Source organism: Clostridium algidicarnis (genome assembly GCF_000703125.1).
Lineage (GTDB): Bacteria > Bacillota > Clostridia > Clostridiales > Clostridiaceae > Clostridium_L > Clostridium_L algidicarnis.
Genome location: NZ_JNLN01000001.1, coordinates 891,123 through 916,955 on the forward strand (window position 1 = coordinate 891,123; position 25,833 = coordinate 916,955).

The following is a 25,833-nucleotide window of genomic DNA, read 5'->3' on the forward strand; positions in this document are numbered from 1 at the left end:
TTAAACCTTTTTAAAGCGATATCCATAGCCCCACACAGTTTCTATGTACTTTGGCTTTGAAGGATCCTCTTCTATCTTTTCTCTAAGTCTCCTTATATGAACATCAACAGTTTTTATATCTCCATAAAAATCCTCACCCCAGATATTATCTAAAAGCTCATCGCGACTAAATGCTCTATCTAGGTTATACATAAATAATTTAATTATTTGGAACTCTTTTAAAGTAAGTTTAACTTCATCCTCTTCTATAAATACCTTTTGTGATCTGTCATCAAGAGATAAAGGACCGTTAAATACTATCTTTTCCTTATCTTCCTTTGTAGCTCCTCCACTTCTTCTTAGAATAGCCTTTATCCTGTATATAAGCTCTGTTGGATTAAAAGGTTTAGTTATGTAATCATCAGCACCTAATTCTAACCCTATTATCTTATCCATATCCTGATTTTTTGCTGTTAACATTATTATTGCAACCTCAGGGTTATCTTTTCTTATCAACTCACAGGTTTTATAACCATCTATGCCTGGAAGCATTATGTCTAAAATTATAAGATCTAACTTCTCTTTTTCACAAATAATAAGTGCTTCTTCTCCCGAACCTGCTTCCCTGACTTCAAATCCACTTATATTTAAGTTTATCTTTATAAAACTTCTTATGTTTTCTTCATCCTCAACTATTAATACCTTACTCATTAAATCACCTCTTTATTATTTGTTATTTATCTCTTTTGACAAAGGGTAATATATTACTTGTTTTAAAATATTTGATGTAGTATTTTCAGAAAAGGAACCATCTAAAGATAACTTTTGAAATTCTTCAACTGCATACTTAAAGCATTTTTCTGATTTTACCTTATCACCTAATCCTTTATATGCTACACCAAGCTCATAATATATATCTATTGTAGAATATTCTTTAGGTTCATTATAAAAATAATCATTATCGTTTAATGATCCTACATTCTTAATCTTATTTAGTATATCTATAGCCTGACTGTACTCTCCTAATCCGTTTAAAGCTTCCGCTTTTAATATCAAAAACTTAAAGTATCCTACTTGAATTGTAGGTTCTCCATTTTTATCCTCTTTACTCTTAAATACTTCATTTAAAGACTCTAATGCCTTAGTATACTGCTTTGATTTTATTTGAGACTCTATATAATAATACCAAATTAATTCATTATTCATTTCTTGAATTAATTCGCCTTTATAATATTCAACATTTTTTGTATAATAATCATCATAGAAATCTTCTGCTGCATAGAATTTTTCACCATCAAATCCTATAACATAGCTACTGTAATCTTTGTTAAATTCATTAACTTGTGCTCCAAACACAAGGTTTTTATCTTCCTCTTTATCTGGAGTATTAATTATCTCCATCCTGTTCCATCTACCCATAGAAACTTCTTTAACATTATCATCTTTAAAATCATACAGATAAAAATCTGTACCGGCATTACCAGAAATTAAATAACCTACTAAAAGTCTTTTATCCTCCTTATTCTTAACAGTTAAAGTTTTTAATGTTGATATAGAATTCCCCTCTAATGACCTTTCATATATCTTTACCCACTCACCACTGTTTTCTTTTAATACAAAAAAGCCTTTTTTAAAATTAGAATCATCTTTAAAAAGCACTATAAGCTCATTATTTAAATCTCCATCTACATCTATAGATAATATATTCTTTTTACCAGAAGTTTTACTTTCTTCTAGTAGCTTACCACCTTTAGGCATAAATTTTTGCACTAATATCCTTAATTTATCTATATCCACACTATCTATATCTTCAAAATCTTCATTTGCCGAAAGCTTTGGTGAGCTTATAAGTGAAGATGGCACATCATAAAAATCACAGCCTGAGAATATAAATGTTAATGATAGCACAACTAAAATTCTAAACAATCTTTTAGAATTACTTATCAAAAAATCACTTCCTATATTATAAATCTATTTATACAAACATAATACCATATTAATTTTAAAAATAGTTTATAAAAGTATTACATATTTTATCTTTATCTTTAGAGGATTTTGAAATTATATATCGAATTAAACATTATGTAACTTATATTTATTTCAAAGTTACACACGTATTTTGTTAACTTTATAAATGCTTTAAGGAGGATAAATATGATTTGTACTTTTATTTCTGTGCTCATTAATATCTTTTTAATTACTTTTATCGCTTATTTAATTTACGCGCTTAAAAATCTAAAATCCGCAAAAAAAAGTGAGCTTTATTTGAAAAGTATTTTAGAAATTTTAGATGAAGATATAACACTAGTTACTAGTAGTGAAAGCATTTATTATTATAATCATAAATCTATAAATAACTTTATTAGTACAAGAAATAATAACAATAACGATTCTGATAATTTATCTAAAGTTGTAAGTTTACAAGAATTTAAATCCCAATTAAGTAATGATGACCTAATAAATCTTGATAAAGTTATATGTGGCTCTCTTAATAGTTATAAATTTCAACAAAATATTAATTGCAATGGAAATATAAACAATTTTCAAGCTTATCATTTAAAAGATACAAATTGTACATTGCTTATATGTAATAACGTCACTTCCTTACATGATCTTCAAAATACAATCCATGAAATGGAACATGATTGTGAATTTAATTGTTCTAAAATAAAAGATATTATTGAAAAGGATAAATGTAAAACTGAATTTTTAGCTAATGTATCTCATGAGTTAAGAACTCCAATAAACATAATCTTTAGTGCTGTGCAGATGCTTGGATTAAAATCATCTTTGTCTAATGATACTGACTTATCTTTTGAGCGTTATAACAAGATGATAAAACAAAATTGTTATAGACTATTAAGGCTTATAGATAATCTAATAGATATAAGTAAAATAGATGCTGGTTTTTATACTATTTCTATTAAAGATTACGAAATAATAAAGATAGTTGAGGATATAACATTATCCGTTGCTAATTACATAGAAGATAAAAATATAGAACTTATATTTGATACAGAGTTAGAAGAAAAGGTGATAGCTTGCGATCCTGATAAAATAGAGAGGATAGTTTTAAATCTCCTTACAAACGCAGTTAAGTTTACCCCAGAAGGTGGCTCCATATTTGTAAACATATACGATAGGGGGGATTATATTGCCATTTCCGTAAAGGACACCGGTATAGGTATCCCTGAAGATAAAAAGGATATTATCTTTAAACGATTTTGTCATTCAGAAAAATCTTCTCACCTTAACTCCTCAGGAAGTGGGATAGGGTTGTCCTTAACAAAATCTCTAGTGGAAATGCATAAAGGCACCGTTCATGTATTAAGTTCTTATGGGCATGGTTCAGAATTTATAGTAAATCTTCCTTGTGCCCTGTCAAATAACTTAAATACTACACCAACCTTTGAAAGCTCTCAAACACAAAATATAGAGAAAATAAACATAGAATTTTCTGATATATATTCTTAAAATTAATTTAAGATTCTATTCATATAAATTAAAGGTTATTTTTAAATATAGATATTCTACCTATAAAATAAAAAGAAATGTCTCTTTATATAAAAATAAAAAGACATTTCTAAATATATACAAGTATACCTTCCCTTGATTTTATTGTTCTACATTATTAAGATTAAAAACTACAGCCTTTGGTCTAGACATAGCTTCTATAGAGTATCTAATTCCTTGAATACCCATACCTGAGGACTTAACTCCAAGGAATGGGAAGTGATCTGGACCTCTTTCAGGTTTATTGTTTATTTGTACTGTTCCAACTTCTAATTTACTAGCTATATAAAACGCCTTATCTATATCTTTTGTAAATACAGAGCTTTGTAGTCCATACATAGATTCATTTGCTATATTTATAGCTTCATCTATGGACTTAATTCTTATTATAGGAAGTATAGGTCCAAAAGGTTCTTCCCATGCAAGCCTCATATCTAATGTGATGTTATCATATAATGTTGGATATATTAAATTTCCTTCTCTCTTTCCTCCGACTAAAAGTTTAGCTCCTTTTTTATCTGCATCCTCCATAAGAGTCATAATAAAATCTGCTGACCTTTTATTTATAAGCGGTGTTATTATTACACCTTCTTCTCTTGGATCTCCTACCTTTAATTTGCTTATCTTATCTTTTAACCTTTCTACTAGCACATCTGCTACAGATTCCACAACTAACACCCTCTTAACAGCAGTACAACGCTGTCCTGAGTATGAGTAAGCTCCCGAGACTATATTATCTACCGTTATATCTAGGTCTGCGTCTTCAAGTACAATTGCTGCATCTTTGCCTCCTAATTCTAAAAGCAAAGGCTTCATTGTAGTTATACTTGATATATGTTGTCCAACCTCTGTACTTCCTGTAAAATTTATGAAATCAACTTCTTTATGCGTTACAGCGTAATCTCCAACTTCGCTACCTCTTCCTGTAATTGTATTTAATACCCCCTTAGGAAGTCCTGCCATGTTAAATACTTCTGCAAGGTATAATGCTGATATGGCACCTTGTGTTGGTGGTTTTAACACCACAGAATTTCCTGCCATAAGTGCAGGTGCTATCTTAGATACAGATAAGTTTACTGGATAATTAAATGGGGATATAGCTAGAACTACTCCTAGAGGTACTCTTGTAACAAGTGAAATCTTGTTTTTCTTTGTTCCAGGAAAGCTATCCCCTGGAATTGTTTCGCCTTCTAAGCTTTTAGCTGCATCTGCAGTAAATCTTATATAGTCTGCACTTCTTTGGATTTCAGCTATAGAACTTTTCCTATCCTTTGAAATTTCCATTGTAAGTATTTCTGCAAGTTCCTCTGCTTTTTCATATAAGATATCTGCTGCCCTATTTAATATATCTGATCTTCTGTTAACTGGAACCTCCTGCCACAGAAGCTGAGCCTCTTTCGAATTCATAATAGCTTTATCTATATCATCTTTATTCATTGACTGTATCTTACCCATAAGGTTATTATCTACAGGAGAAAAAATCTCGGTGTATTTACCTGACTTACTTTCCTCCCAATATCCATCATAAAGATTCTTGTATATTTTATTTTCATCTTTTAAATTTTTAAATATGTCTTTCGCCATATTATCATGTCCCCTTCATCTTTTGATTTAATCTGTATATTTTGCTTTTACACATATATCTTTTTGAAATTAGTTTTTCACTACTTCTAATAATTATTCAAGTTTAACCATATTATTTTTTATCCGATGGCTACCATCCGTAACACCCCTATCCTCTTCAAGGTGGGGGATTACGGCTGCTACGCCCCTGGATAAGTTCTTCTAAGACTTTGATGGAGAGATGTATTCCTTATAAGCAAACTCCACCTGTGTCTAAGAATCACTTGATAAAAATAGAAACCTCTATATAAATTTGACACAATTATATCCTAATAAATGTTTGATAAGCATTATTATATAGCATTTATTCTCACTATGCAACAAATGTTTATATTGACTTTTTTCAACTTATAACTTAATATTTTAATTAAATGATTATAACTTTTTAATTAAATATATGGCTATGAAAAGGATAAGTAAAAATATTCACTTCTTCACAGAAAAGAAACTTAAGATGAAAGGTTTCTAAGAACATATTTTGAACCAACCTTAGAGCTCTGTACCGAATCTTAGTAGGCTGCAGCGGAATTCTTCCGTTATAATAAAGAGAGAGTATACCTTTTAATGGTGTACTAATTAGGGTGGTAACGCCGACCATGGTCCCTTCATTATATGAATAGGATCTTTTTTTGTTGTTATAGATATATTTAGAGGTTAAAATTATACTCGATAAGCACTTAAATTTACTTTATTGAATTAACTTAAATATCTAATAAATCAATATTACTTATTAAATAAATTAACTATTGGAGGTAAATATATGAGTAAAAATAAAAAATTCGTAGAATCCATAACTCCTATGTCAGAAGACTTTGCTAAGTGGTATACAGACATAGTAAAAAAAGCTGAACTAACAGATTATTCAACCGTTAAAGGTTGCATGATAATAAGACCTTATGGTTATGCAATTTGGGAAAACATTCAAAAAGAACTTGATAGCAAGTTCAAAGCTACAGGTCACGAAAATGTATACATGCCACTATTTATACCTGAAAGTTTACTTGAAAAAGAAAAAGATCACGTTAAAGGGTTTGCTCCTGAAGTAGCTTGGGTTACCCATGGTGGTGAAGAAGAATTAACCGAAAGATTATGTGTACGCCCTACTTCAGAAACATTATTTTGTGAACACTACTCAAAGATAATTCAATCTTACAACGACTTACCAAAACTATATAACCAGTGGTGTTCTGTAGTTAGATGGGAAAAAACCACTCGCCCATTTTTAAGAACCACCGAGTTTTTATGGCAAGAAGGTCACACTGCCCATGCCACACAAGAAGATGCTGAAGAAGAGACTATAAAGATGTTAAATGTATATGCAGACTTTTGCGAAAATGTTCTTGCAATGCCTGTAATTAAAGGTCAAAAAACAGAAACAGAAAAATTTGCAGGAGCTACATCTACCTATACAATAGAAAGTTTAATGCACGATGGTAAAGCGCTTCAAAATGGAACTTCACATAACTTTGGAGATAACTTTGCGAAAGCTTTTAACATACAATATACAGATAAAAATGGTGTTCTTCAATATGTTCATCAAACCTCTTGGGGTGTTACTACAAGACTTATAGGCGCTATAATAATGGTTCATGGGGATGATAGTGGACTTGTACTACCTCCAAAGATAGCACCAATTCAAGTTGTTATAGTACCTATTGCTCAACATAAAGAAGGGGTCCTAGAGAAAGCTCGAGAATTAAAGGATAGAATTTCTAAGGTAGCTTCAGTAAAACTTGATGATTCAGATAAAATGGCAGGATGGAAGTTTAATGAATATGAGATGAAGGGAATTCCTGTTCGTTTAGAAGTTGGCCCAAAAGACATTGAAAATAACCAAGTAGTACTAGTAAGAAGAGATAATCGTGAAAAGCTAGTAGTATCAATAGATGAATTAGAAGTGAAACTAGAAGAATTATTAGAAGATATACAAAAGTCTCTTTTTGAAAAGGCAAAGGCTTTAAGAGATGAAAAGACTTATTCAGCTACAACTATGGATGAATTTAAAGAGATAGCTGATACTAAACCTGGATTTATAAAATCTATGTGGTGTGGAGAAACAGCTTGCGAAGAGAAAATTAAAGAAATAGCAGGAACATCTTCAAGATGTATGCCTTTTAATCAAGAACATTTATCTGATAAATGTGTATGTTGTGGCAAAGATGCCACTCATTTGGTATATTGGGGAAAAGCTTATTAATATTAAAATTTCATAACTTTAAAAGTTCGGCATATATCCTATTTAAGATATATACCGAGCTTTTATAATAATATGGTTAAGTTCTATATTAAAGCAATTTATCCGATGGCTACCATCCGTAACACCCCTCTCCTCTTCAAGGTGGGATATGACAGCTGCTACGCCCCTGGATAAGTTCTTCTAAGAATCACTTGATCTATGTTAGACTTGATCTATGTTAGACTTAATTTCATGTATAACATTTTTAATCATTTTTTCTTATAAAAAGTTTTTGAATATAACTAAAAATATTACTCCAGGAACACCAAAGAATCCTGTTATTAATGCTGTTACTGCATTAATACCCACTGTTACTCCAAAGTGTCCTCCAATAAAGTTAACTAATAGTAAAGTCAATGCTCCAAGTACACCATTGATGATTAATTTAAATAATATCTTTAAAGGCCAGGAAAATAACTTAACTATTATAAATAATAATATTAAAGCTACAATGAACGCAATTACACTTTCAATTACCATAATATCTCCTTAACTATTATAAGGAGCTCACCGCCTTTCTATTAAATTGCTCTTAATTATTTCTTATCATATTATATTATAACTAAAAATTAATATGATACCTGTAACTATATAATACCATATTTATAAAATAGCATAAACAGATTTCTAAACCTACCTTCGTATTTTACTAGCTATAAGTTTAAAAACCTGACTATATTAAATCTTATATTTTTTATTTAGATTCTTTAACTTCTACGGGTTTTCCTATTAAATATACAAGTGCTCCCAATATAATTACATCTACAGGTAAAACTATATAAACTGGAACATTTAACCCTACAGGGATATATCCAAATATAACTGCAAACATTGCTACAAATATAGCATACCATATCTGTGTCTTAGTATGATCTAAATGATCACACCCAGCCCCCATAGAGGACAGTATAGTTGTATCTGAAATTGGAGAACAGTGATCTCCAAATATTGCACCTGTAAGTACTGCTCCTATGCTCATAATAACAAACTTTGGATCTGATGACATTGAGCTTGCTAGTGGAATTGTAAGTGGCATTAATATCCCCATAGTTCCATATGCCGTTCCTGTTGCAAAGGATATTATTGATCCTAAAAGAAATATAAGAGCAGGTAATAAAAACTGTGGTATAGTATCCGATAATAATGATACTAAGTATTTTGCTGTACCAAGTTCTTTTATAACGCTACTCAATGACCAAGCTAATAATAAAATAACTCCAGTTATAATAAGTGATTTCATTCCGCCAACCCATATATCTATGGCCTCACCTATTTTAAATATCTTTTTAGAAATACCCATTATTATAGCTACTATAGATGCAAGTAAGGCTGCTTGAAATATAACTATAGATGCATCTGCATTTCCAAAGGCGCTTTGTATAGCTCTTATTGAAAGTGGTGATGAAGTTATAATAGATTGCGCTACCGCATCTTCCCCTGCCATTATCGTTACATATCCATTATAATAAAAACCTGCAAAGGCTCCTATAATGAGAGTTCCTATAGGAATTATAGCATTCCATATGCTAAGCTTTATACCTTCTTTTGGTTCCATCTCATCCGCATTTTCTACTAACATAGGATTTGCTGTATCACTCATAACCTTGCCTGTTGTCCTAGCTCTTCTTTCAGCCTTAAGCATAGGTCCAAATTCTCTTAAAAATATGGCAGTAAATAAGGTAAACAAAAGTATAAATATATTATAAAATCTATAAGGTATTGTAGATATAAACATTCCAAAAGCATCAACTTCTTGCCCTATTGCTAAATATCCATCTTTTATTAAACTTAGTTCATATCCAATCCAAGTGGATATAAGCGCAATCCCTGCAATGGGAGCTGCTGTGGCATCAATTATAAAGGCGAGTTTCTCCCTTGACACCTTCATACTATCCGTTACTGGTTTCATTATAGGCCCTACTATTAATGAATTTGCATAATCATCAAAGAACACAAGTAGACCTAAAAGCCAAGTTATTACCTGAGCACTTATGGGCCCTTTAGCCTTTTTAGCAAGAGCTTTTGCAACTGCCTTTGTTCCACCCATCTTTGTTATAAGTGCTATAAGCCCTCCTATTGTTAAACATTGTAATATTATGCCTGCATTCCATGGATCTGCTAAAGAATTAAGTACATACTTTACCAAATCTAAAAAGGAATAAAATAAAGCCATAAATATGTTAAGTCCATTTAAATTAAGTAAAAAACATCCTACTAAAACTCCTAAAAATAAAGATATGACTACATTTTTAGTTATAAATGCTAATACTATTGCCACCACTGGTGGAAGCAAGGTAAACACACCTAACTTTATAGAATTCAGATTAGCAGTTTCAGACACATCAGCAGCTAAAACCACTGTAGACAATAAACAAATAAACATACCTGTCATTAATAAAATTTTCCTGTTTTTAATTTTCATGATAAAACCCTCCCCGTTTTTATGTGAATACTTGGAAGGTAGATTTAATAAATATCAATGCTAGAACCTAAAAAAAGCCCTAGAGTATTCATACTCCAGGACCCATAATAACAAAATGTTAAATTAAAACAAAGGTTCCGTTGCATGATAGCTCTCCACAAATTAAAATTTGCGACAATTAAACATATATTTTATGTAAAACCAGAAATAGAACATTAAAGCATTAGTTCTACCCTTCGGCGATAACTCCTTTTACCTTACATCATAGTGCTTAACTTAGTAAAGTTACTCTTAGATACCGCTCCTCTATCACAACCATATTCACTTTATACATATTTATACACTATGTTAGAGGACTTGTCAATGTCAATTTTTATATCTTTTAAATTCTTAATGGTGTTCTTAACAAAGGATATCCTAAATAAATGACATGTAATTATCTACTTACTTTCAGCCTTCAAATGCCTTTAGCTGTATTGCTCCATAGATTTTTTAAAACATACTTTTGTAATAAACTTAATCTTTTTTTGCGATTATTCTTTTTCAGAAGACTTATTTAAGTTTTCTACAAAACATAAATGATCCAGTTTCTTTAGAACCTTATTGTAGCCTTCTTTTATATATTTATTGTTATAAAGTTCCTCGTAGCTTATCTTTTCTATATCTACTCCTAAAATACTCTTAAAGTTTTCTCCATATAATTTAACTAAAACGGACTTATATCCCTCACGTATTTTATTGAAATTACAGTTATCTTCATAGGTATTACAATTTAATATGTCCAAATTCAACTTTTCTATTATTCCATAAAGTTGATATATATAACTTAATTCTTTAAGTGAATACTTGTCACTTAAAGAAGACACAACGCAGGAATAATCCTTATTTATAGGTATTGGATATTGTCTTTGCACATGTCCTTTGTTATCTCTTAAAAATCTTATACTTTGAAAGATAGTTGTACATATATCTAGCCTTATCATATTTGCGTTTTCACAAAGCTTTTGTTTCTTATATATTTCTTCATATTTTATATTTTCTTTCATAATTCTATACTGCTCTTCTATACTCTTTTTTGTGTTTTTGCTGCTTATAACCCAGCTACAAAAGGCACCTATAAGTGTACCTAATATAATAGCTAAAGCAGAGATAACTGTTCCTACTAGATGATCTGGTATTGTAATTAAACTCAAAAACCTCACTCCTTGGATAAGTACTACTTATATTAATACCCAAAAAGTAAGGTTTTTATAAAACTTTTTATCCAAAACTTATTTATTCATATACCTTTACTATAAAGTATAGATTAGCTCATCATTCATTTTCTACTAATCTTACTTTTCATATAAATATAACTTACCATTTTCCGCCTTTAAGAACTTATCGCCTTTAAAGCCACGTCTTTCGAGTTCCTTTCTAATTGAATACATTATGCCAGCATGACTTACTATAAGTAAGTTATCCTCATCCGTAGCATTTGCTATTATTTCATCTAAAATGTTTTTAACTCTGACTTTAGTAAGACTTCTTATTTCTGGTTGAGATGGATGATCTTTAATCCAGGCTACCCTCCCTATAACATCCCAAAGATAGTAATGTAATGGTAGTCTTGTATTAAACCTAGACATAGTTTGAATTTCACGAAGAGACTCTGTTACAATTATATCTCCTTTATATATGCTTTTAGCCGTAAATATAGCCCTTGAAAGATTGCTACAATAACATTTATTCCATGTTACATTACCTAAATCTACTTCTTTTTCAAATACCTCTGAAATGTTATATCTATTTGCATATTCATTATATTCTGTTGAATTCATATATCTTTTATGTTCTATATTAACTTTAAAATGCCTTACTAGTCCTATCCTCAATCTTATCCCCCCAATGCTTGTGTTAGAGTTATATTCTTATAGTTATACTACTATTTAAAAGTTATGTCTTTATATTATATATCATTTCTATATGTGCTATATTATCTTCTAGATATTCCTCTGAAACTTCTTTAAATCCTAATGATTCATATAGTGCTTTTGCATAAACCTGAGAAGATAATCTAATTGAATCTTCTTTTAAAAATACTTCAATAAATTCTATAGCGCTTTTCATAAGTTCAAAGGCGAGTCCTTTTCTTCTATATGATTTTTTAACAATAACCCTGCCTATAGAAACTTCTTCATAGGATAATCCTTTTTTAAGGATCCTAGCATAGGCTATAATCTCTTTTCCTTCTTTATAATAAATATGGTAACAAAACTTATCCTTACCATCGCAATCTTCATAGGCACAGTTTTGTTCAACAATAAACACTTCATTTCTTAAAGAAAGGATATCATATAATTCATCTAAAGAAAGTTCGTTAAACTTTTTTATAAATACCTTCATATTTTCACCTACCACCTAAAATTAATGCATTACATGCATTATTGTAACCTTAATTATATCATATGAAGACAAATTATATACTTAATCCATACCCATCTGTTTAATATCTAAAAATGCTAAACTTAATGAATATAAAATAGAGATAGGCTTTAACCTATCTCTATTTTATCATAAATTATTATTCTTTTATTACCTATAATCAATAATTAACTTTTATAAAAACAACCTTATTATAAACATATTGAATATATTTATAATAAAGGCTCCTACAGGTGGCACTATGAACAAAACTATGGGAAGTGCGCCTTCTCTTTCAGTTAAGCATTGCAAATTGCTCATTGTGCTTGCTGGCATTCCTACACTAAACCCTATTAATCCCGTTGCCACATAAGATGCTAGAGGATTCTCTTTATATAATTTAAATACTACGTAATAACTTAGTAATACCAACCAAGCTAATTGTATAATCATAAGAACTAAATTATATAAGCTTATTTTAAATATCATTGTTATATCAAACATCGAAAATGTAGTTATAAGTAACATGGATAAACAAAAGTTACCTATAAGATTTACGTTAGGTGCTTTAACCTCATATACCTTTGCATGGTCAAAAATCCATCTTAGTATTAACCCTAATATGAACCCCCCACCTGCCGGATTTATATATTTACTAAATCCATATTTACTAAATCCATATTGAGTTGGCAACAAAGAAATTGCTATACCTACCACAAAAATTAAAATATATTGTAAAAATTCTTGCGGTGTAAAACTCGGTGCTGGTATCCTTAAATTCTTGGACAAGTCTACCTTATTTTTTAACTTCTTAAAAAATAACCCACCTACTATGGCACCTATGTATAAAGTTAGTATGGAAAAGGATGTAAGTGACTGTATTACTGGTTTCCCGCCTTCTAAGAAACTAGGTACGAGTCCCACTAATGTGTGATCACCCATAAGTCCTAAGGAGCCTGATATCATTATGTCATAGGATGATTTTCCGAAAATCTTTCCTATTCCAAGGCTTACTACGTTTTGCATTAAAGCTACCATTATAACTAAAAATAAAAATAATAACTGTAACTTTAAATTTTTCTTAAATGTAGCAAAGCCTATTCTAAGACCTATAGACAAGAAAAACCCTGCTATAAATATAGGAAGTGCAGAGAAGTCTAATTTTAAGGTAACATAATTCTTTGCAATAGCTAAAATAATGGAAAATAGCAGTCCTCCTATTACTGGCGCCGGCACATAATTCTCTCTTAAAACCTTTACATTCTTTTGGAGAGCATATCCTATAACTAGGAGTATTACAAGTAATGCTAATGTTTGAAGTATATTAAGCTCCATAACTAAAATTCCACCCTATTAATTATTTTCATCTTTATTTAATTTATCATCTTCATATAACTTTTCTGCTATATATGCAGCTACTTCTCCAGTAATCTTTATGCAATGAGCTTTTCTTTCTGGTGATGCAAATTCAAAGTTTTTTGTCATTACTCTACAACAAGTACTCTTGTATATTCCCTTTATATGATCATGTAAATCTGCTGACATAGGAAACATCTTTTCTTGCATATCTTCCCCATGTTCTCTTCCATAAACCATACCTAATGCCATTACTCCCCCACTTACAGCTCCACAGACACAACCTGATTTACCAATACCCACTGGAAACCCTGAAGCTAATTTTGTAACATTTTCATCGTAAGGCTTATCTAACATATCATTAATTGTTTTAACTACAGCTTCGGAGCAAAAGAATTCTCCTCTTTCAAAATACCCCTCTGCAGTATGTCTTACTTCCTCAACAAACTGCTCTTTTTTCATATAAATACCTCCTAAACATATTTTGATTTTAAATGTATCATTTAAAAAATTGCTTGTCCAATAGCTAATATGAATAGCTACAGTAGGAACAATTGGTTTTTTAAATACATGTATTGTACAAGTTTACCCTATGATTATCATGGATCACAAATCTTAAATACCTCCAAAAATCAAAGTATTTAGCGTGCATTATTAACTCTAAAAAAATAAAACCTATATTAGTATACTAATATAGGTTTTAACTTATTGTTTTAAATATATTTATAAAGTAATTATTTGATAAAACTTTTTATTCTGCTAATTTTTGTATATCACCATTGTATATATCTGTATCTAGTTGTTTCATTATTCTGCTAGATACTACTCCTGATACTATAGACCCACTTACATTAAGTGCAGTTCTACCCATATCTATTAATGGTTCTATTGCTATTAGTAGTCCAACTAAACCTACTGGAAGCCCCATGGCAGATAATACTGTTAAACCTGCAAATGTTGCTCCACCACCTACCCCTGCTATTCCAAAAGAGCTTATTGCTGTAACTATTATAAGCTTAATTAAAAATGCAGGTGCTAATGGATTTATACCTACAGTGGGTGCTATCATAACTGCAAGCATAGCAGGATATATACCTGCACAACCATTTTGGCCTATACTAGCTCCAAGAGATGCCGAAAGGTTAGCATATCCAGCTGGTACTCCTAACTTTTCTACTTGTGTTTCAACATTTAAAGGTATAGCCCCAGCACTTGTCCTTGCTGTAAAAGCAAATGTTAGAACAGAAGCTGTTTTTTTAATATAGGTAATTGGATTTAATCCAAAAGCCGCAATTATTATTAAATGTATTGCAAACATTATAATTAATGCTACATAAGATGCCATAACAAAACTTAGTAACCTTAGTATCTCACTAAAATTACTAGTAGACACCATCCTAGTCATTAAAGCAAGTACCCCATAAGGAGTTAGCCTTAATATAAGTGTAACCATCCTCATTACAACATCATGAAGTGAGTTCAAAATCTTTAAGTGTTAATTCAAGCTTTTCACTTGCTTTAGCTTCATTTTCTCCTGATTGCAATCCTTCTGCACTTAAGTTAAAAACTTTTGCAGTGCCTGCTCCTACCCCTGCTGATATTCCTGCTGTTATAACTAAAACTGCAATTATTAATCCTGCCATCTTACCTAAATTTTTTGAATCCTGATTTATAATAGCAGTTGTGATAGAAACAAAGATTAACGGAATAACTATCATTTTTAAAAGTCTTACATATCCAGTACCTATTATAGCGAACCAAATATTAGACTTTAATACAACATCTGATGTTGGAGTATAAACCAATTGTAATATAGCTCCATATAATATACCAACACCTAAGGCCAGGAAAACTCTCTTTGAAAAAGAATAGTGCTTCTTTTGCATAACCGCAAGAACATAAACAAGCCCTAACATAATCAATACATTAATTAATACTAAAATTCCTGTCTTCATCTTATCCCTCCTGATTTTTAGTCTAATAATCCTTTTATTTAAGAGTTTTTCTAAAAAAGGTTGATTTTTAGAATTTAAAAGTTTAAAGCTCTGATTTAAGTTGATTAATAGCTATATTTTTCGTTATAATAGAAATGATTATTTCGATTATAACTTTTTAAAAACTCTGTGTTATCTTATATTTTATCATAATATAACCTTTGACACTATAAATTTCAATGAAAATAATTAAGTGGAGGTTTAATAATTAAATGAAATTCGAAATTATAAATAGACTAGGGTCATTAATTATAGATTTACTCATATCTATTGCTATGCCTTTAGTTATCTTTAAAAATCTTGGATTCAATATAAATATATCTTATTTGTATTGTGGAGTATTATATATAATATTCTTAGTTTTATTACCTATAATAACTAAAGGTTACACTATTGGAAAGTATTTGTTTAACCTTAAAATTTGCTCAAAAGATGAAACTAGTGTGTCACCCATTCAGATATTATATAGAGAGGTAGCTAAGCTAATGTATACAATACCCTTACTAGGTTTAATATTAATATTTTTTTCTTTTTACTTAATAAATACTACTCCAAATAACCAAGGCATTCATGATATCTTTGCAAATACTAAGGTAATAAAAATATAACATTAACAACTTTATAAATATTCCTTGCAAAAGTTGGCATACTATATTATAATTAGTTGTTATGTTTGGAGGAGAAATAATGGAAAATTTAAAATTTAATGATTTAACACTTAATAAAAATGTACTTAAATCCATCGAAGGTATGGGATTTGAAGAACCATCTAAAATTCAACAAGAGGTAATACCTATTATCTTAGAAGGTTTTGATGTTATCGGTCAGGCTCAAACAGGCACAGGTAAAACTTTAGCTTTTGGAGCACCAATAATAAGTAATCTTAACAGATCTTCAAATAAAATTCATGGTATAATACTTACACCTACAAGAGAGCTTGCTATACAAGTTAGTGATGAACTAGTAAGGATTGGTAAGGATTCTAATTTAAAAATGCTACCAGTATATGGCGGTCAATCTATAGATAGACAAATTCAAGCTATAAGAAGAAACCCCGACATTATAGTCGGAACCCCAGGAAGAGTTCTAGACCTTTTAAGAAGAAAGATTTTAGACTTAAAGTTTATAGACTTCCTTGTACTTGATGAAGCTGATGAAATGCTAAATATGGGATTTGTTGAAGACATAGAACTTATAATTCAATCTTCAAATGAAGAAAGACAAACACTTTTATTCTCTGCAACAATGCCTAATACCATAAAGAAAATTGCACAAAGATACATGAAAAAAGATACTAAGCATATTTCTATAGTAAAAAACCAAATGACAGTATCAACAGTAGAGCAGTTTTATTATGAAATAAAGCACAATGAGCGATTTGAAAGTTTATGTAGAATTCTTGATGTAGAAGGACCTGATAGCTGCCTAATTTTTTGTAAAACTAAAAAAGGTGTAGACGAAGTAGTAGAATCTATGCAATCTAGAGGATATAGCGTTGAAGGAATGCATGGAGATATGAACCAAAATCAAAGATTAAACACTTTAAGAAAGTTCAAAGATGACAGTATAGATTTTTTAGTAGCTACAGACGTTGCTGCTAGAGGTATTGATGTTACTAATATAACACATGTTATAAACTATGATCTACCTCAAGATACAGAATCTTATGTTCATAGAATCGGAAGAACTGGCAGAGCAAACAAAAAAGGTATAGCTTATACTTTAGTAAGTCCTAGAGAGTATAAAACTTTAAAACAAATAGAGAGTGCTACAAAAGGCAAGATTAAAAGAAAACCAATACCAACAATAGATGATATATTCAGTGCAAAGTATGCAAGTATTATCAAAAAGGTTAAAGAAACTTTAGAAAACAAAGAGTACAGCAAGTTTGTACCTATTGTAACAGAGCTAGACGAAGAATATGACTTAATTGATGTTAGCGCTGCTTTAATGACTATGATCTACGGAAAAGAAATAAGTTATAATTCTAATGAAAATAATGATATTGCATCCAATAACAACAGTAGTTATAGCAATAATAGCAATAGTTATGGCAACAGACGTAGTAATAGTAACAATGGCGATGTTTCAAGATTATTCTTAAGCATAGGTCACTTAGATAAAATAAAACCTAAATCTCTAGTAGACTTTTTAACTGATAATTCAAATGCAGATAGAAACTCTATTGGAAACATAGATATACTTGATAAATTTACATTTATAGATGTAAAATCTGATGCTGTAGACAGTATATTAAACAATTGCTCAGGCAAAAGTCTTGAAGGCAGAAGAGTAAACATTGAAATAGCTAAAAGTTCAAAATAAGCTATTCAAAAAATTAAATATAAAAATAGCTAGAACTTTTAAGTAAGCTATTGTAAAAGTAAATTAAAAGAGCTTAACTCAAAAAACATAATATTGAGATTAAATTTTCAATTGAGAAGCTCTTTTTTACGTTACTTTAAAATTTACTACTATTTTTAAATATATTCATTTAACCTTTTCTTTATGATTTCATCCGCAAAACACATATCTACGGCATTATAATAAATTTTCTTATAATCATCTTTACTAATATCAAATTCTTTTAATGCTAAGGAAATTTCCTTACTCATATCTGTATTAGAAACAGTTCTATTATCTGTATTTAATGTAACTTTAATTCCATCCTTATGAAAATCATACATAGGGTGGTTTTTTATTGTACCCACAGCCTTTGTTTGTACATTACTACTCATGCAGATCTCTAATGCAATTCCTCTGTCTTTAATCATATCGTATGCCTTTTTACAATTATCAATATTTACTCCATGTCCTATTCTTTCTGCTCCTAAAAGTTCAATTGAATCTAATACATTTTCTCCAATTCCAGTCTCACCAGCATGAATAGTAATTCTATACCCATATTCTTTAGCTAAAGCCATAGGCTCAATAAATTCTTTTGCAAAGCCTTTTCTTTCAGCTCCGCAAAGATCTACAGCTACTACTCCTTTATTTAAATACTCTTTCCCAATTTCTAAAACTTCAAAAATGCTACTAGGTGATACGGTTTTTAAAAATGATAATATGAGATTACCTTTAATATCATATTTCCCTTCCGCTTCTTTGATGCCACTTAAGACACTTTCTATAATCCTTTTAGTATCAAGACCTCCATTAGTATGCAGTAAAGGAGCAAATCTTATTTCCATATACTTAACATTTTCTTTTGCTGCATCTTCTAGTAATTCATAGGTTATCCTTTTAAGACTATACTCACTTTGCATTATCTTTATAGGCAATGAAAACTTTTCTAAATATTCATCAAGAGAAGCACACTCCATGGGAGCTATCATAAGCTCTGTTATTTCTTTTATATCATAACTTGGAATATCAATCTTTTCTCTTTTTGCTATATCAATTATAGTCTTTGGTCTAACACTTCCATCTAAGTGACAGTGAAGCTCTATTTTCGGTAAATCCTTTAAATTCATATACTTTCCTCCATTTAAAATTATTAATACGCAAAAAATCCTGACCACAAAGAAGATATACAAAAGTATACCTTCTTCGTAATCAGGAATTATTGGTTCCTGGTAGACACCCCTAAACCATATCATTAGAGTTATACGAAACTTAATTATATTTTAATTAAAAAATTATCTTTTAATTATCTTATCATATTTAAATAGTCTGTCAACACTATTAATTATTAAATCTTATTTCCAAATCTCTTCACTTTTAGTTTCTTTGTTATCCTGTCTTTTTTCTTTTTTTGGTTCTTCGCTAAAATATTGATAGTAATAGCAAAGCAGTCTTCCATTATATAATTTTCTATTTTTATGAGCCTTTTCTCCAAAAAACTTTTGAAATCCTAAATGTGAGGTTATGGCAAAAAATGACCACTCATTTAAATCTTTATATACTACTCCCATTTCCTCATATAAAGCTTCTACTTCACTAGCTTCTCCAAGTCTTTCACCATAAGGTGGATTTGTTATTATAAATCCATACTTTTTCTTACTACTGAAATCTTTTATATCCAGTTTTTGGAATACTGTATTTTCTCCTACCCCTGCCTTTTCAGCATTTTCCTTTGCTGTCTTAAGCACACTACCATTGATATCTGATGCTAATATTTTGAATTCTTTATCATTTATAGCTTCTTTTGCATACTTTCTTATATCTTCCCAAAGGTCTTTAGGTATTATATCCCACTGTTCGGATACAAAGCTTCTATTAATACCTGGTGCTATATTTCTTCCTATCATAGCAGCCTCTATTGCAATAGTTCCTGACCCACAAAGAGGATCCGCTAAAGTTCTCGAAGGCTCCCACTTACTTAAAAGCACCATAGCGGCAGCTAATGTTTCCTTAAGAGGTGCTTCTCCTGCAAGTCCTCTGTATCCTCTTTTATGAAGTCCAGGACCTGTAGTATCTACTGTAAGAGTTACTATATCTTTTAATATAGCTACCTCTATCTTATATTCAGCGCCATCTTCAGAAAAGAGATCTCTTCTATACTTTCTTTTCATAGATTCTATAACTGCCTTTTTCACTATAGATTGGCAATCTGGTACGCTATGAAGCTTTGATTTTATGGACTTACCTACTATATGCATAAATCCTGTTATGGGTATTAAATCTCCCCATTCTACAGCTAAGGTTCCTTGAAATAACTCCTCAAAACTCTCTGCCTTAAATTCAGCCATTCTTATTAAGACTCTATCTGCTGTTCTAAGCCACATATTGCATGTTACTATATCCATTTCATCACCTTGAAACATAACCTTACCATTTTCTATAGTTAAATCTTCATATCCTAAAGCCTTAAGCTCATTTGCTACAACCTTTTCTAATCCAAAGGTGGATGTTGCTATTATCGTATATTCCATGTTTTTCTCCCCTACAAGTAAATTTTATATTTATATATTTATTCTATCATTTATAATAGGTTTTCACTAATATTTTATTTAATTCATAGGTTTAAAAATAAAAATAAAGAGGAAGACTATAATTCAAAACATATAATCTACCTCTTATTTAAACTTTTATTCCTATTAAACTTTCATAAAGTTATATTGCTAATTTCTACCCAAGAGCAACATCTAGTACCATCATTATTGCAAAGCCTATCATCGCTCCAATAGTTCCAACATCACTATTTCTTTCTGCTTGAGCTTCTGGTATAAGTTCTTCTACAACAACATATATCATAGCTCCCGCTGCAAAGGATAACGCATAAGGTAAAATAGGTTTCATTGCAATTACTGCAACTGCACCCAATACCCCTGCAATGGGCTCAACTATTCCTGATGCTTGACCATATAAAAAACTCTTCCATCTTGAAAGCCCTTCCCTTCGTAATGGTATAGAAACTGCTGCGCCTTCCGGAAAGTTTTGAATAGCTATTCCAAGGGCTAGCGCCATAGCCCCAGCTAACGATGCAGAAGGTAAATCTGCAGCTATAGCTCCAAAGGCAACACCAACAGCTAATCCTTCTGGTATGTTATGAAGAGTAATAGCTAATACTAAAAGTACACTTCTTTCCCAACTTGTTTTAATACCTTCAGCTTCCTCTATAGGTGCTCCTATATGAAGATGTGGCAATATCTTATCTACAGCCCATAGGAATCCGCCTCCCATTAAAAACCCTACAGCTGCAGGTATCCAGGCACTTCCATCACTAGCTTCTGACATCTCTATTGCAGGTGCCAACAAAGACCAGAAACTGGCAGCTATCATAACCCCCGCTGCGAAACCTAGCATTCCATTTAAAACCTTTTTGTTTATTGTTTTAAAAAGAAATACTAGTGCTGCTCCAAGCGCAGTTACAAACCAAGTAAATAAAGTTGCAAAAAGAGCTTGCATTATAGGATCCAATCCTTTAAACCATTGAATAATCATAAATTCCTCCTTATAAAATAATATTAATTCCAAAGTCTATCTTTACTTATCAATATTATTTTAATGTTTTATTTGTATATTATCAATGTCTATTCTTTCATAATAAAAATAATCATTATATAAATTATGATATAATGAAGTTATAGCTCTTCTATCAAGTAATTCTTAGACTCAGGTGGAGTTTGCTTATAAGGAATACATCTCTCCATCTGAGTCTTAGAAGAACTTATTATTAAGTTCTTAATTCTTTATTATCCAAAACAAATTATTGATTTTGGATAAATTAAAGGTTACAATATTGCATCTTACTCAAAATTACAAAGGATGGTGTTTAAAATTAAAATTAAAAACATAGAAAATGCTACTTTCAATAAAATTAAACTAAAGGGTGATATCTTAAATAAAATGAAAATAGACAACAATAAAAAGGCTGATTCTACCCATGTTCATGGAGGAACTTACCTAGGTGAAAAAAAGAATGGTAAAATGCATGGAGATGGAACTTATATTTATAAAGATGGAAGTAAATATATAGGTCAATGGAAAGATGATAAGATGGATGGCGATGGAACCCACATATGGTCTAATGGGGAGAAATATATAGGCCAATGGAAGGATGACGAAAAAAACGGGTACGGTATATATACTTGGCCCGATGGGGAAATATATATAGGTCAGTGGAATAATGGAGAAAAATCAGGTACTGGTACCTACACTTGGTATGATGGAGACTCATATACAGGAAACTGGGAACATGACTTAAGACATGGATATGGTATCCACACCTGGGCCGATGGCAACAAATATATTGGTAATTTTAAAAATGATCTAAAGCATGGGGTTGGTATGTATGTATATGCAGATGGAAGTACAGAAACTGGCACCTTTAAAAATGATAGTATACAATAATAATTAATTATTCTAAAAGACGGAAGATATTTTAAGATATCTTCCGTCTTTTATTACTTATAATACCTTTATGTATTTAAGTAATAATTTCTTTAACTAAACACAAGAAGTATTTGTATATAAAAAAGAGTATAGAAATTGCTTTCTATACTCTTATCATTCTGTTTAGACTATCTTTGGAATCCTCTGTTGTTTTGTTGCTTTCTAGCTCTTCTACAATCAGGGCATCTTTGTGGTTCGTTTTCGAAACCTTTTTCTTTATAGAATTCTTGTTCTCCCTCAGTGAAAACAAATTCTTTTCCACAGTCTTTACATACTAAATTCTTATCTGCCATTTAAACATTTCTCCTTTTTATTTATATTAAGATTTAAAAACTGATTTACTTTATATGCCTAAAAAGGTAATGTTTAAATCATATTAAATCTCCGTCGCTTTTTTATTCTTGCGACTATTTAAATATAACATACATTTTTTAAATAAGCAACCATTTTTTAATATCTTTAAATATTATTTTTTATTACTAAATAACTTTATATGTTATAATTAACTATCCTTATTATAACATACAATAGTATTTATAGGAAGATTTTTATATTAATATCTTACCCTATTCTAAATATACATGTTTTAATTTTTTCTAAACAACAATGCATTACCCGTACTTATACATTACTTAGGGAGTTGAATTTATATTATTATGAATGATAACTATATTTATCTAGTTTTTTCAAAAACAGGGACCTGGCTTTCTAGACTTATTACTATAATAAGTAAAATAAAATATGTCCATTCTTCAATTAGCTTTGATAAATCTTTCACTACTATGTACTCTTTTGGCAGACTTCATCCTAATAATCCATTCTTAGGCGGATTTGTTGAAGAAAACTTGCATGAAGGTGTGTACAAAAAGTTTATTGCTAGTGAATGTTTAATATACAAAGTTAAAGTATCTGAAATTGAATTTAATTCTATGAAAAAAGAAGTAAATAGATTTTTAGAGGAAAAGTACAAATACAAGTATAATTTTATAGGCTTATTTGCTATATTGGCTAATATCCCCATAAAGAGAAAAACTCATTATTTTTGTTCCGAATTTGTTTCTGAGATTTTAATTAATTGTAATCTCTATGAATCTAATAAGACTCCATCGCTGATAAAAACAAATGACTTATTAGAAATACGTAATAAGGAGATCATTTATGAAGGATACATCAATAATTACTATACATCTAACGAACTTTTCACCCTTGAAGAGAACTTCTAAATTGTACAAGCAGTTATAACTATCTTATTTTTAAATATAGGTAAGATCAAGTGATTCTTAGACTCAGGTGAAGTTTGCTTATAAGGAATACATCTCCATCTGAGTCTTAGAAGAACTTATCCAGGGGCGTAGCAGCCGTCATCCTCAACCTTGAAGAGGATAGGGGTGTTACGGATGGTAGCCATCGGATAAATTAATAGCTACTTATACTAATTTCATATATTCTTCATCAAGAGATTTCTAGGTTCAGGTAGAGTTTGCTTGTTAGAAATACATATTAATATAGATATGTATTTCTAACATTATTTTAACTTTCTTTATCTTTATTATGATGAAATACATTTTGATTTTGTAATAATGTAATTTTAAAAATCAGGATAGTCTTTTTATATATCTTTTCAAAGGTATGTGTGCCTTTTAAAGTATTCTTTAATTGTTTAACATCTTCTTTGTTTTCTGTTTCTAATATTCTGGTACTATTTAAATCGCAAAAAACCTTATCATTAAGACCTCCTAAATCCTCATGATTTTTCTCATATGTATCTATATCATAACCCTCATGACTTACAGGTTCTATGTCTAAAAGATGTGACTCCTTATAATATCTAGGCTTTTCTATAAATGAAACTTTAGTGGAGCATTTAAATGGAATATTTAAGATTACCTTTTTTACATATCCCTTTACAGAACTTTCATCAGCACAATTCACAGTGGAATATTCTATGGTTTCTTCTATAATGCCTTTTATAAATAACTTATTAGTGCCCCTAACTAGCTGGCACTTTTTGAGTATTACTCTTTTCTCTAAGGATAATATTTTAAAAATAGGCTCTTGGAACTTTTCAACAGCTACTATGCAAATAGGCACTTCTATTTCTGATAACACAACAGGAACCTTACAAACTGCTTTCTCTAAACAAAGATCTGGTTTCATAACTTCACTTTGAAAGCTATTTAATAAGGTAGTCTTTTGAACTATAGCTTTAGAATTACAAGTTATTTCATTTTCAATATTTCCATATTTATTATCATCCATGCAGCTATCTTCTTTTAGCTTCCCTATCTCACACTTTGAATCTTCAGTTATGTGATTTCCTGTATCAGAAATAATTGGTATTCTATCGTCTAAATCATTATATATATTCTCTTCTAGTGGATCTATATTATCCTCTATAAAGTCAGTCCCTTCCTTTATCTCATCTTCTTCAAAATCTCTATTTTCTTCCATTGCCAAGATATTCTCTTGATTTTTATCCTCTTCTATATCATTAATTTGAGATTCAATGTCTGCCGTATCTACTATCTTATTTTTAGGAACCTCCTCTATATTAGATGATAGTGTTTCATATAACTTTTCTTTGTTTTTTGTAACCTTTTTATTTAATACTGTGTTATCTTGCTTTAACTTTTCATTTAATAGCTTTAATATTATAAGAATAATAAGTTGCTTCTCTGTTATTATATTTGGGTTCATATACTCTAAAGTTTGATTTTTCAATAAATTTCTTTTGTCTGAATCCTTATATCTTTTATCCTTTCGTCTTTTGCCCATATAATAATCTCCTTATTATTGATAATACAATATATGAAATGTAATCCTCATCGTTCCACTTGTACCTTAAAAATAAATAGAGAAATCTCTAGAAAAGATTCCTCCATTTATTATAAAAATTTAATCTAATGTGCTGATTTAGCTATAACTGAAAGGGAAGTATTGCATACTGAGAACTGATCCCCGTTATCACTTATAGCATCTATTATCTTAACAATGTAGGTACAGCAGCCCGGGCAACTATTGCACTCACAATGATTAAAGTTAAAAGATGTAGCAATTTCTTGGAGTGGCTGGCCTGTGAGTGTGACCATATATTCCCATGTGCCACACTGAATTTCTTGTCTATCATCGCAAGTTTTAAATAATCCAAATACTAACGTTGTTGGTAGATCATTTTCTTTATCCTCATATTTAATAATACTATCAAATTCGAATTTTACTACTGGATTTTTCAAACAACTTGTATCTATAGTAACGCATCCTAAAGATCTTGGTATGAAAGGCTTAGATGGATCTAATTTTGGTATATCTGCCCCCGTACCTTGAGCACATTCAAAAATTACTTTATAGGGACAAGGACTCTTTTGATAGCAATTATCATATTTATGCTCATCACAGCATTTATCCCTATTGTCTCTTTTTATATCTTCTTCTGCTCCTTTATATAGTTCCATAAATAGTTTCCTCCCTTA

24 protein-coding genes, 2 riboswitches and 1 other annotated feature are annotated in these 25,833 nt (G+C 30.3%); of the genes, 6 read left to right on the forward strand and 18 right to left on the reverse strand.

What is annotated here, in order from left to right:
* Positions 1-690, reverse strand: coding sequence for a response regulator transcription factor (locus BV55_RS0104455; protein ID WP_029451596.1), 690 nt, complete (start codon positions 688-690; stop codon positions 1-3).
* 15 nt (positions 691-705) lie between these two features.
* The gene (locus BV55_RS0104460; protein ID WP_029451597.1) at positions 706-1,926 is read right to left on the reverse strand and encodes a hypothetical protein; all 1,221 of its coding nucleotides are present in this window, start codon (positions 1,924-1,926) and stop codon (positions 706-708) included.
* A gap of 318 nt (positions 1,927-2,244) precedes the next feature.
* On the opposite strand from BV55_RS0104460, the gene BV55_RS14800 reads away from it, so the two are divergent.
* Complete coding sequence (locus tag BV55_RS14800; protein ID WP_242850849.1) at positions 2,245-3,453, forward strand: sensor histidine kinase; 1,209 nt, start codon at positions 2,245-2,247, stop codon at positions 3,451-3,453.
* Between the two features lie 141 nt (positions 3,454-3,594).
* On the opposite strand, the gene BV55_RS0104470 is transcribed toward BV55_RS14800, so the two are convergent.
* Positions 3,595-5,064, reverse strand: coding sequence for an NADP-dependent glyceraldehyde-3-phosphate dehydrogenase (locus BV55_RS0104470; protein WP_029451599.1), 1,470 nt, complete (start codon positions 5,062-5,064; stop codon positions 3,595-3,597).
* A gap of 445 nt (positions 5,065-5,509) precedes the next feature.
* Positions 5,510-5,723 (forward strand) — a binding site (T-box leader).
* 152 nt (positions 5,724-5,875) lie between these two features.
* Between BV55_RS0104470 and proS the strand changes: the two genes are divergently transcribed.
* Positions 5,876-7,312 carry a proline--tRNA ligase gene (gene proS, locus BV55_RS0104475; protein ID WP_029451601.1) on the forward strand — a complete coding sequence of 479 codons (1,437 nt, stop codon included), beginning with the start codon at positions 5,876-5,878 and terminating at the stop codon, positions 7,310-7,312.
* Between the two features lie 258 nt (positions 7,313-7,570).
* Here proS and BV55_RS0104480 read toward each other — a convergent pair whose 3' ends face one another.
* The 9 genes from BV55_RS0104480 to BV55_RS15875 all read right to left on the reverse strand — a co-directional run bounded on the left by BV55_RS0104480 (position 7,571) and on the right by BV55_RS15875 (position 15,487).
* Positions 7,571-7,831: a pro-sigmaK processing inhibitor BofA family protein gene (locus tag BV55_RS0104480; RefSeq protein WP_207719836.1), complete on the reverse strand. Its 261-nt coding sequence runs from the start codon at positions 7,829-7,831 to the stop codon at positions 7,571-7,573.
* A gap of 214 nt (positions 7,832-8,045) precedes the next feature.
* Entirely contained in the window at positions 8,046-9,773 is a 1,728-nt protein-coding gene (locus tag BV55_RS0104485; RefSeq protein ID WP_029451603.1) for a Na+/H+ antiporter NhaC family protein, read from the reverse strand.
* Positions 9,774-9,913: 140 nt separating this feature from the next.
* A riboswitch (Lysine riboswitch) is annotated at positions 9,914-10,090 on the reverse strand.
* 216 nt (positions 10,091-10,306) lie between these two features.
* Positions 10,307-10,966, reverse strand: a complete 660-nt coding sequence (locus BV55_RS0104490; protein ID WP_051652393.1) for a hypothetical protein — start codon at positions 10,964-10,966, stop codon at positions 10,307-10,309.
* Between the two features lie 141 nt (positions 10,967-11,107).
* Positions 11,108-11,647, reverse strand: a complete 540-nt coding sequence (locus BV55_RS0104495) for a histidine phosphatase family protein (protein WP_029451605.1) — start codon at positions 11,645-11,647, stop codon at positions 11,108-11,110.
* Positions 11,648-11,708: 61 nt separating this feature from the next.
* On the reverse strand, positions 11,709-12,158 hold the full coding sequence (locus BV55_RS0104500) for a GNAT family N-acetyltransferase (RefSeq protein ID WP_029451606.1): 450 nt from the start codon (positions 12,156-12,158) through the stop codon (positions 11,709-11,711).
* 213 nt (positions 12,159-12,371) lie between these two features.
* Positions 12,372-13,511: a sodium/glutamate symporter gene (locus BV55_RS0104505; RefSeq protein ID WP_029451607.1), complete on the reverse strand. Its 1,140-nt coding sequence runs from the start codon at positions 13,509-13,511 to the stop codon at positions 12,372-12,374.
* Between the two features lie 18 nt (positions 13,512-13,529).
* Positions 13,530-13,994 (reverse strand): C-GCAxxG-C-C family protein, encoded by a 465-nt coding sequence (locus BV55_RS0104510; protein WP_029451608.1) that lies wholly within the window; start codon positions 13,992-13,994, stop codon positions 13,530-13,532.
* Between the two features lie 289 nt (positions 13,995-14,283).
* Positions 14,284-15,015: a cation:dicarboxylate symporter family transporter gene (locus BV55_RS15870; RefSeq protein ID WP_278246640.1), complete on the reverse strand. Its 732-nt coding sequence runs from the start codon at positions 15,013-15,015 to the stop codon at positions 14,284-14,286.
* On the reverse strand, positions 14,999-15,487 hold the full coding sequence (locus BV55_RS15875; protein WP_278246641.1) for a cation:dicarboxylate symporter family transporter: 489 nt from the start codon (positions 15,485-15,487) through the stop codon (positions 14,999-15,001). The genes BV55_RS15870 and BV55_RS15875 overlap by 17 nt, the downstream gene beginning before the upstream one ends.
* A gap of 251 nt (positions 15,488-15,738) precedes the next feature.
* On the opposite strand from BV55_RS15875, the gene BV55_RS0104520 reads away from it, so the two are divergent.
* Positions 15,739-16,134: an RDD family protein gene (locus BV55_RS0104520; protein ID WP_029451609.1), complete on the forward strand. Its 396-nt coding sequence runs from the start codon at positions 15,739-15,741 to the stop codon at positions 16,132-16,134.
* A gap of 79 nt (positions 16,135-16,213) precedes the next feature.
* A complete protein-coding gene (locus BV55_RS0104525; protein ID WP_029451610.1) occupies positions 16,214-17,851 on the forward strand; it encodes a DEAD/DEAH box helicase in 1,638 nt (545 codons plus the stop codon).
* 155 nt (positions 17,852-18,006) lie between these two features.
* Here the strand turns inward: BV55_RS0104525 and add are convergent, their stop codons facing one another.
* The 3 genes from add to BV55_RS0104540 form a co-directional block, all read right to left on the reverse strand.
* A complete protein-coding gene (add, locus tag BV55_RS0104530) occupies positions 18,007-18,999 on the reverse strand; it encodes an adenosine deaminase (RefSeq protein ID WP_029451612.1) in 993 nt (330 codons plus the stop codon).
* 59 nt (positions 19,000-19,058) lie between these two features.
* A riboswitch (purine riboswitch) is annotated at positions 19,059-19,158 on the reverse strand.
* 66 nt (positions 19,159-19,224) lie between these two features.
* Positions 19,225-20,400, reverse strand: a complete 1,176-nt coding sequence (locus tag BV55_RS0104535; RefSeq protein ID WP_051652394.1) for a THUMP domain-containing class I SAM-dependent RNA methyltransferase — start codon at positions 20,398-20,400, stop codon at positions 19,225-19,227.
* A 196-nt stretch (positions 20,401-20,596) separates the two neighbouring features.
* Positions 20,597-21,406, reverse strand: a complete 810-nt coding sequence (locus BV55_RS0104540; protein ID WP_029451615.1) for a ZIP family metal transporter — start codon at positions 21,404-21,406, stop codon at positions 20,597-20,599.
* A gap of 333 nt (positions 21,407-21,739) precedes the next feature.
* Between BV55_RS0104540 and BV55_RS0104545 the strand changes: the two genes are divergently transcribed.
* Positions 21,740-22,321, forward strand: coding sequence for an MORN repeat-containing protein (locus BV55_RS0104545; RefSeq protein WP_029451617.1), 582 nt, complete (start codon positions 21,740-21,742; stop codon positions 22,319-22,321).
* Between the two features lie 170 nt (positions 22,322-22,491).
* Here the strand turns inward: BV55_RS0104545 and BV55_RS0104550 are convergent, their stop codons facing one another.
* Positions 22,492-22,656, reverse strand: coding sequence for a zinc-ribbon domain-containing protein (locus BV55_RS0104550; RefSeq protein WP_029451618.1), 165 nt, complete (start codon positions 22,654-22,656; stop codon positions 22,492-22,494).
* 363 nt (positions 22,657-23,019) lie between these two features.
* On the opposite strand from BV55_RS0104550, the gene BV55_RS0104555 reads away from it, so the two are divergent.
* Positions 23,020-23,586: a hypothetical protein gene (locus BV55_RS0104555; RefSeq protein WP_029451619.1), complete on the forward strand. Its 567-nt coding sequence runs from the start codon at positions 23,020-23,022 to the stop codon at positions 23,584-23,586.
* Between the two features lie 307 nt (positions 23,587-23,893).
* On the opposite strand, the gene BV55_RS0104560 is transcribed toward BV55_RS0104555, so the two are convergent.
* Together BV55_RS0104560 and BV55_RS0104565 are read right to left on the reverse strand one after the other, a co-directional pair.
* Positions 23,894-25,138: a hypothetical protein gene (locus BV55_RS0104560; protein WP_029451620.1), complete on the reverse strand. Its 1,245-nt coding sequence runs from the start codon at positions 25,136-25,138 to the stop codon at positions 23,894-23,896.
* Positions 25,139-25,263: 125 nt separating this feature from the next.
* Positions 25,264-25,815 (reverse strand): DUF4489 domain-containing protein, encoded by a 552-nt coding sequence (locus tag BV55_RS0104565; RefSeq protein ID WP_029451621.1) that lies wholly within the window; start codon positions 25,813-25,815, stop codon positions 25,264-25,266.
* Positions 25,816-25,833: the final 18 nt, after the last annotated feature.

What these genes read in the sequence shown, in the direction of transcription:
- BV55_RS0104455 (WP_029451596.1), bottom strand. Translation starts at nt 690, where the DNA reads ATGAGTAAGGTATTAATAGTTGAGGATGAAGAAAACATAAGAAGTTTT.
- proS (WP_029451601.1), top strand. Translation starts at nt 5,876, where the DNA reads ATGAGTAAAAATAAAAAATTCGTAGAATCCATAACTCCTATGTCAGAA.
- BV55_RS0104480 (WP_207719836.1), bottom strand. Translation starts at nt 7,831, where the DNA reads ATGGTAATTGAAAGTGTAATTGCGTTCATTGTAGCTTTAATATTATTA.
- BV55_RS0104485 (WP_029451603.1), bottom strand. Translation starts at nt 9,773, where the DNA reads ATGAAAATTAAAAACAGGAAAATTTTATTAATGACAGGTATGTTTATT.
- BV55_RS0104500 (WP_029451606.1), bottom strand. Translation starts at nt 12,158, where the DNA reads ATGAAGGTATTTATAAAAAAGTTTAACGAACTTTCTTTAGATGAATTA.
- BV55_RS0104505 (WP_029451607.1), bottom strand. Translation starts at nt 13,511, where the DNA reads ATGGAGCTTAATATACTTCAAACATTAGCATTACTTGTAATACTCCTA.
- BV55_RS0104510 (WP_029451608.1), bottom strand. Translation starts at nt 13,994, where the DNA reads ATGAAAAAAGAGCAGTTTGTTGAGGAAGTAAGACATACTGCAGAGGGG.
- BV55_RS15875 (WP_278246641.1), bottom strand. Translation starts at nt 15,487, where the DNA reads ATGAAGACAGGAATTTTAGTATTAATTAATGTATTGATTATGTTAGGG.
- BV55_RS0104520 (WP_029451609.1), top strand. Translation starts at nt 15,739, where the DNA reads ATGAAATTCGAAATTATAAATAGACTAGGGTCATTAATTATAGATTTA.
- BV55_RS0104525 (WP_029451610.1), top strand. Translation starts at nt 16,214, where the DNA reads ATGGAAAATTTAAAATTTAATGATTTAACACTTAATAAAAATGTACTT.
- add (WP_029451612.1), bottom strand. Translation starts at nt 18,999, where the DNA reads ATGAATTTAAAGGATTTACCGAAAATAGAGCTTCACTGTCACTTAGAT.
- BV55_RS0104535 (WP_051652394.1), bottom strand. Translation starts at nt 20,400, where the DNA reads ATGGAATATACGATAATAGCAACATCCACCTTTGGATTAGAAAAGGTT.
- BV55_RS0104550 (WP_029451618.1), bottom strand. Translation starts at nt 22,656, where the DNA reads ATGGCAGATAAGAATTTAGTATGTAAAGACTGTGGAAAAGAATTTGTT.
- BV55_RS0104555 (WP_029451619.1), top strand. Translation starts at nt 23,020, where the DNA reads ATGAATGATAACTATATTTATCTAGTTTTTTCAAAAACAGGGACCTGG.
- BV55_RS0104560 (WP_029451620.1), bottom strand. Translation starts at nt 25,138, where the DNA reads ATGGGCAAAAGACGAAAGGATAAAAGATATAAGGATTCAGACAAAAGA.
- BV55_RS0104565 (WP_029451621.1), bottom strand. Translation starts at nt 25,815, where the DNA reads ATGGAACTATATAAAGGAGCAGAAGAAGATATAAAAAGAGACAATAGG.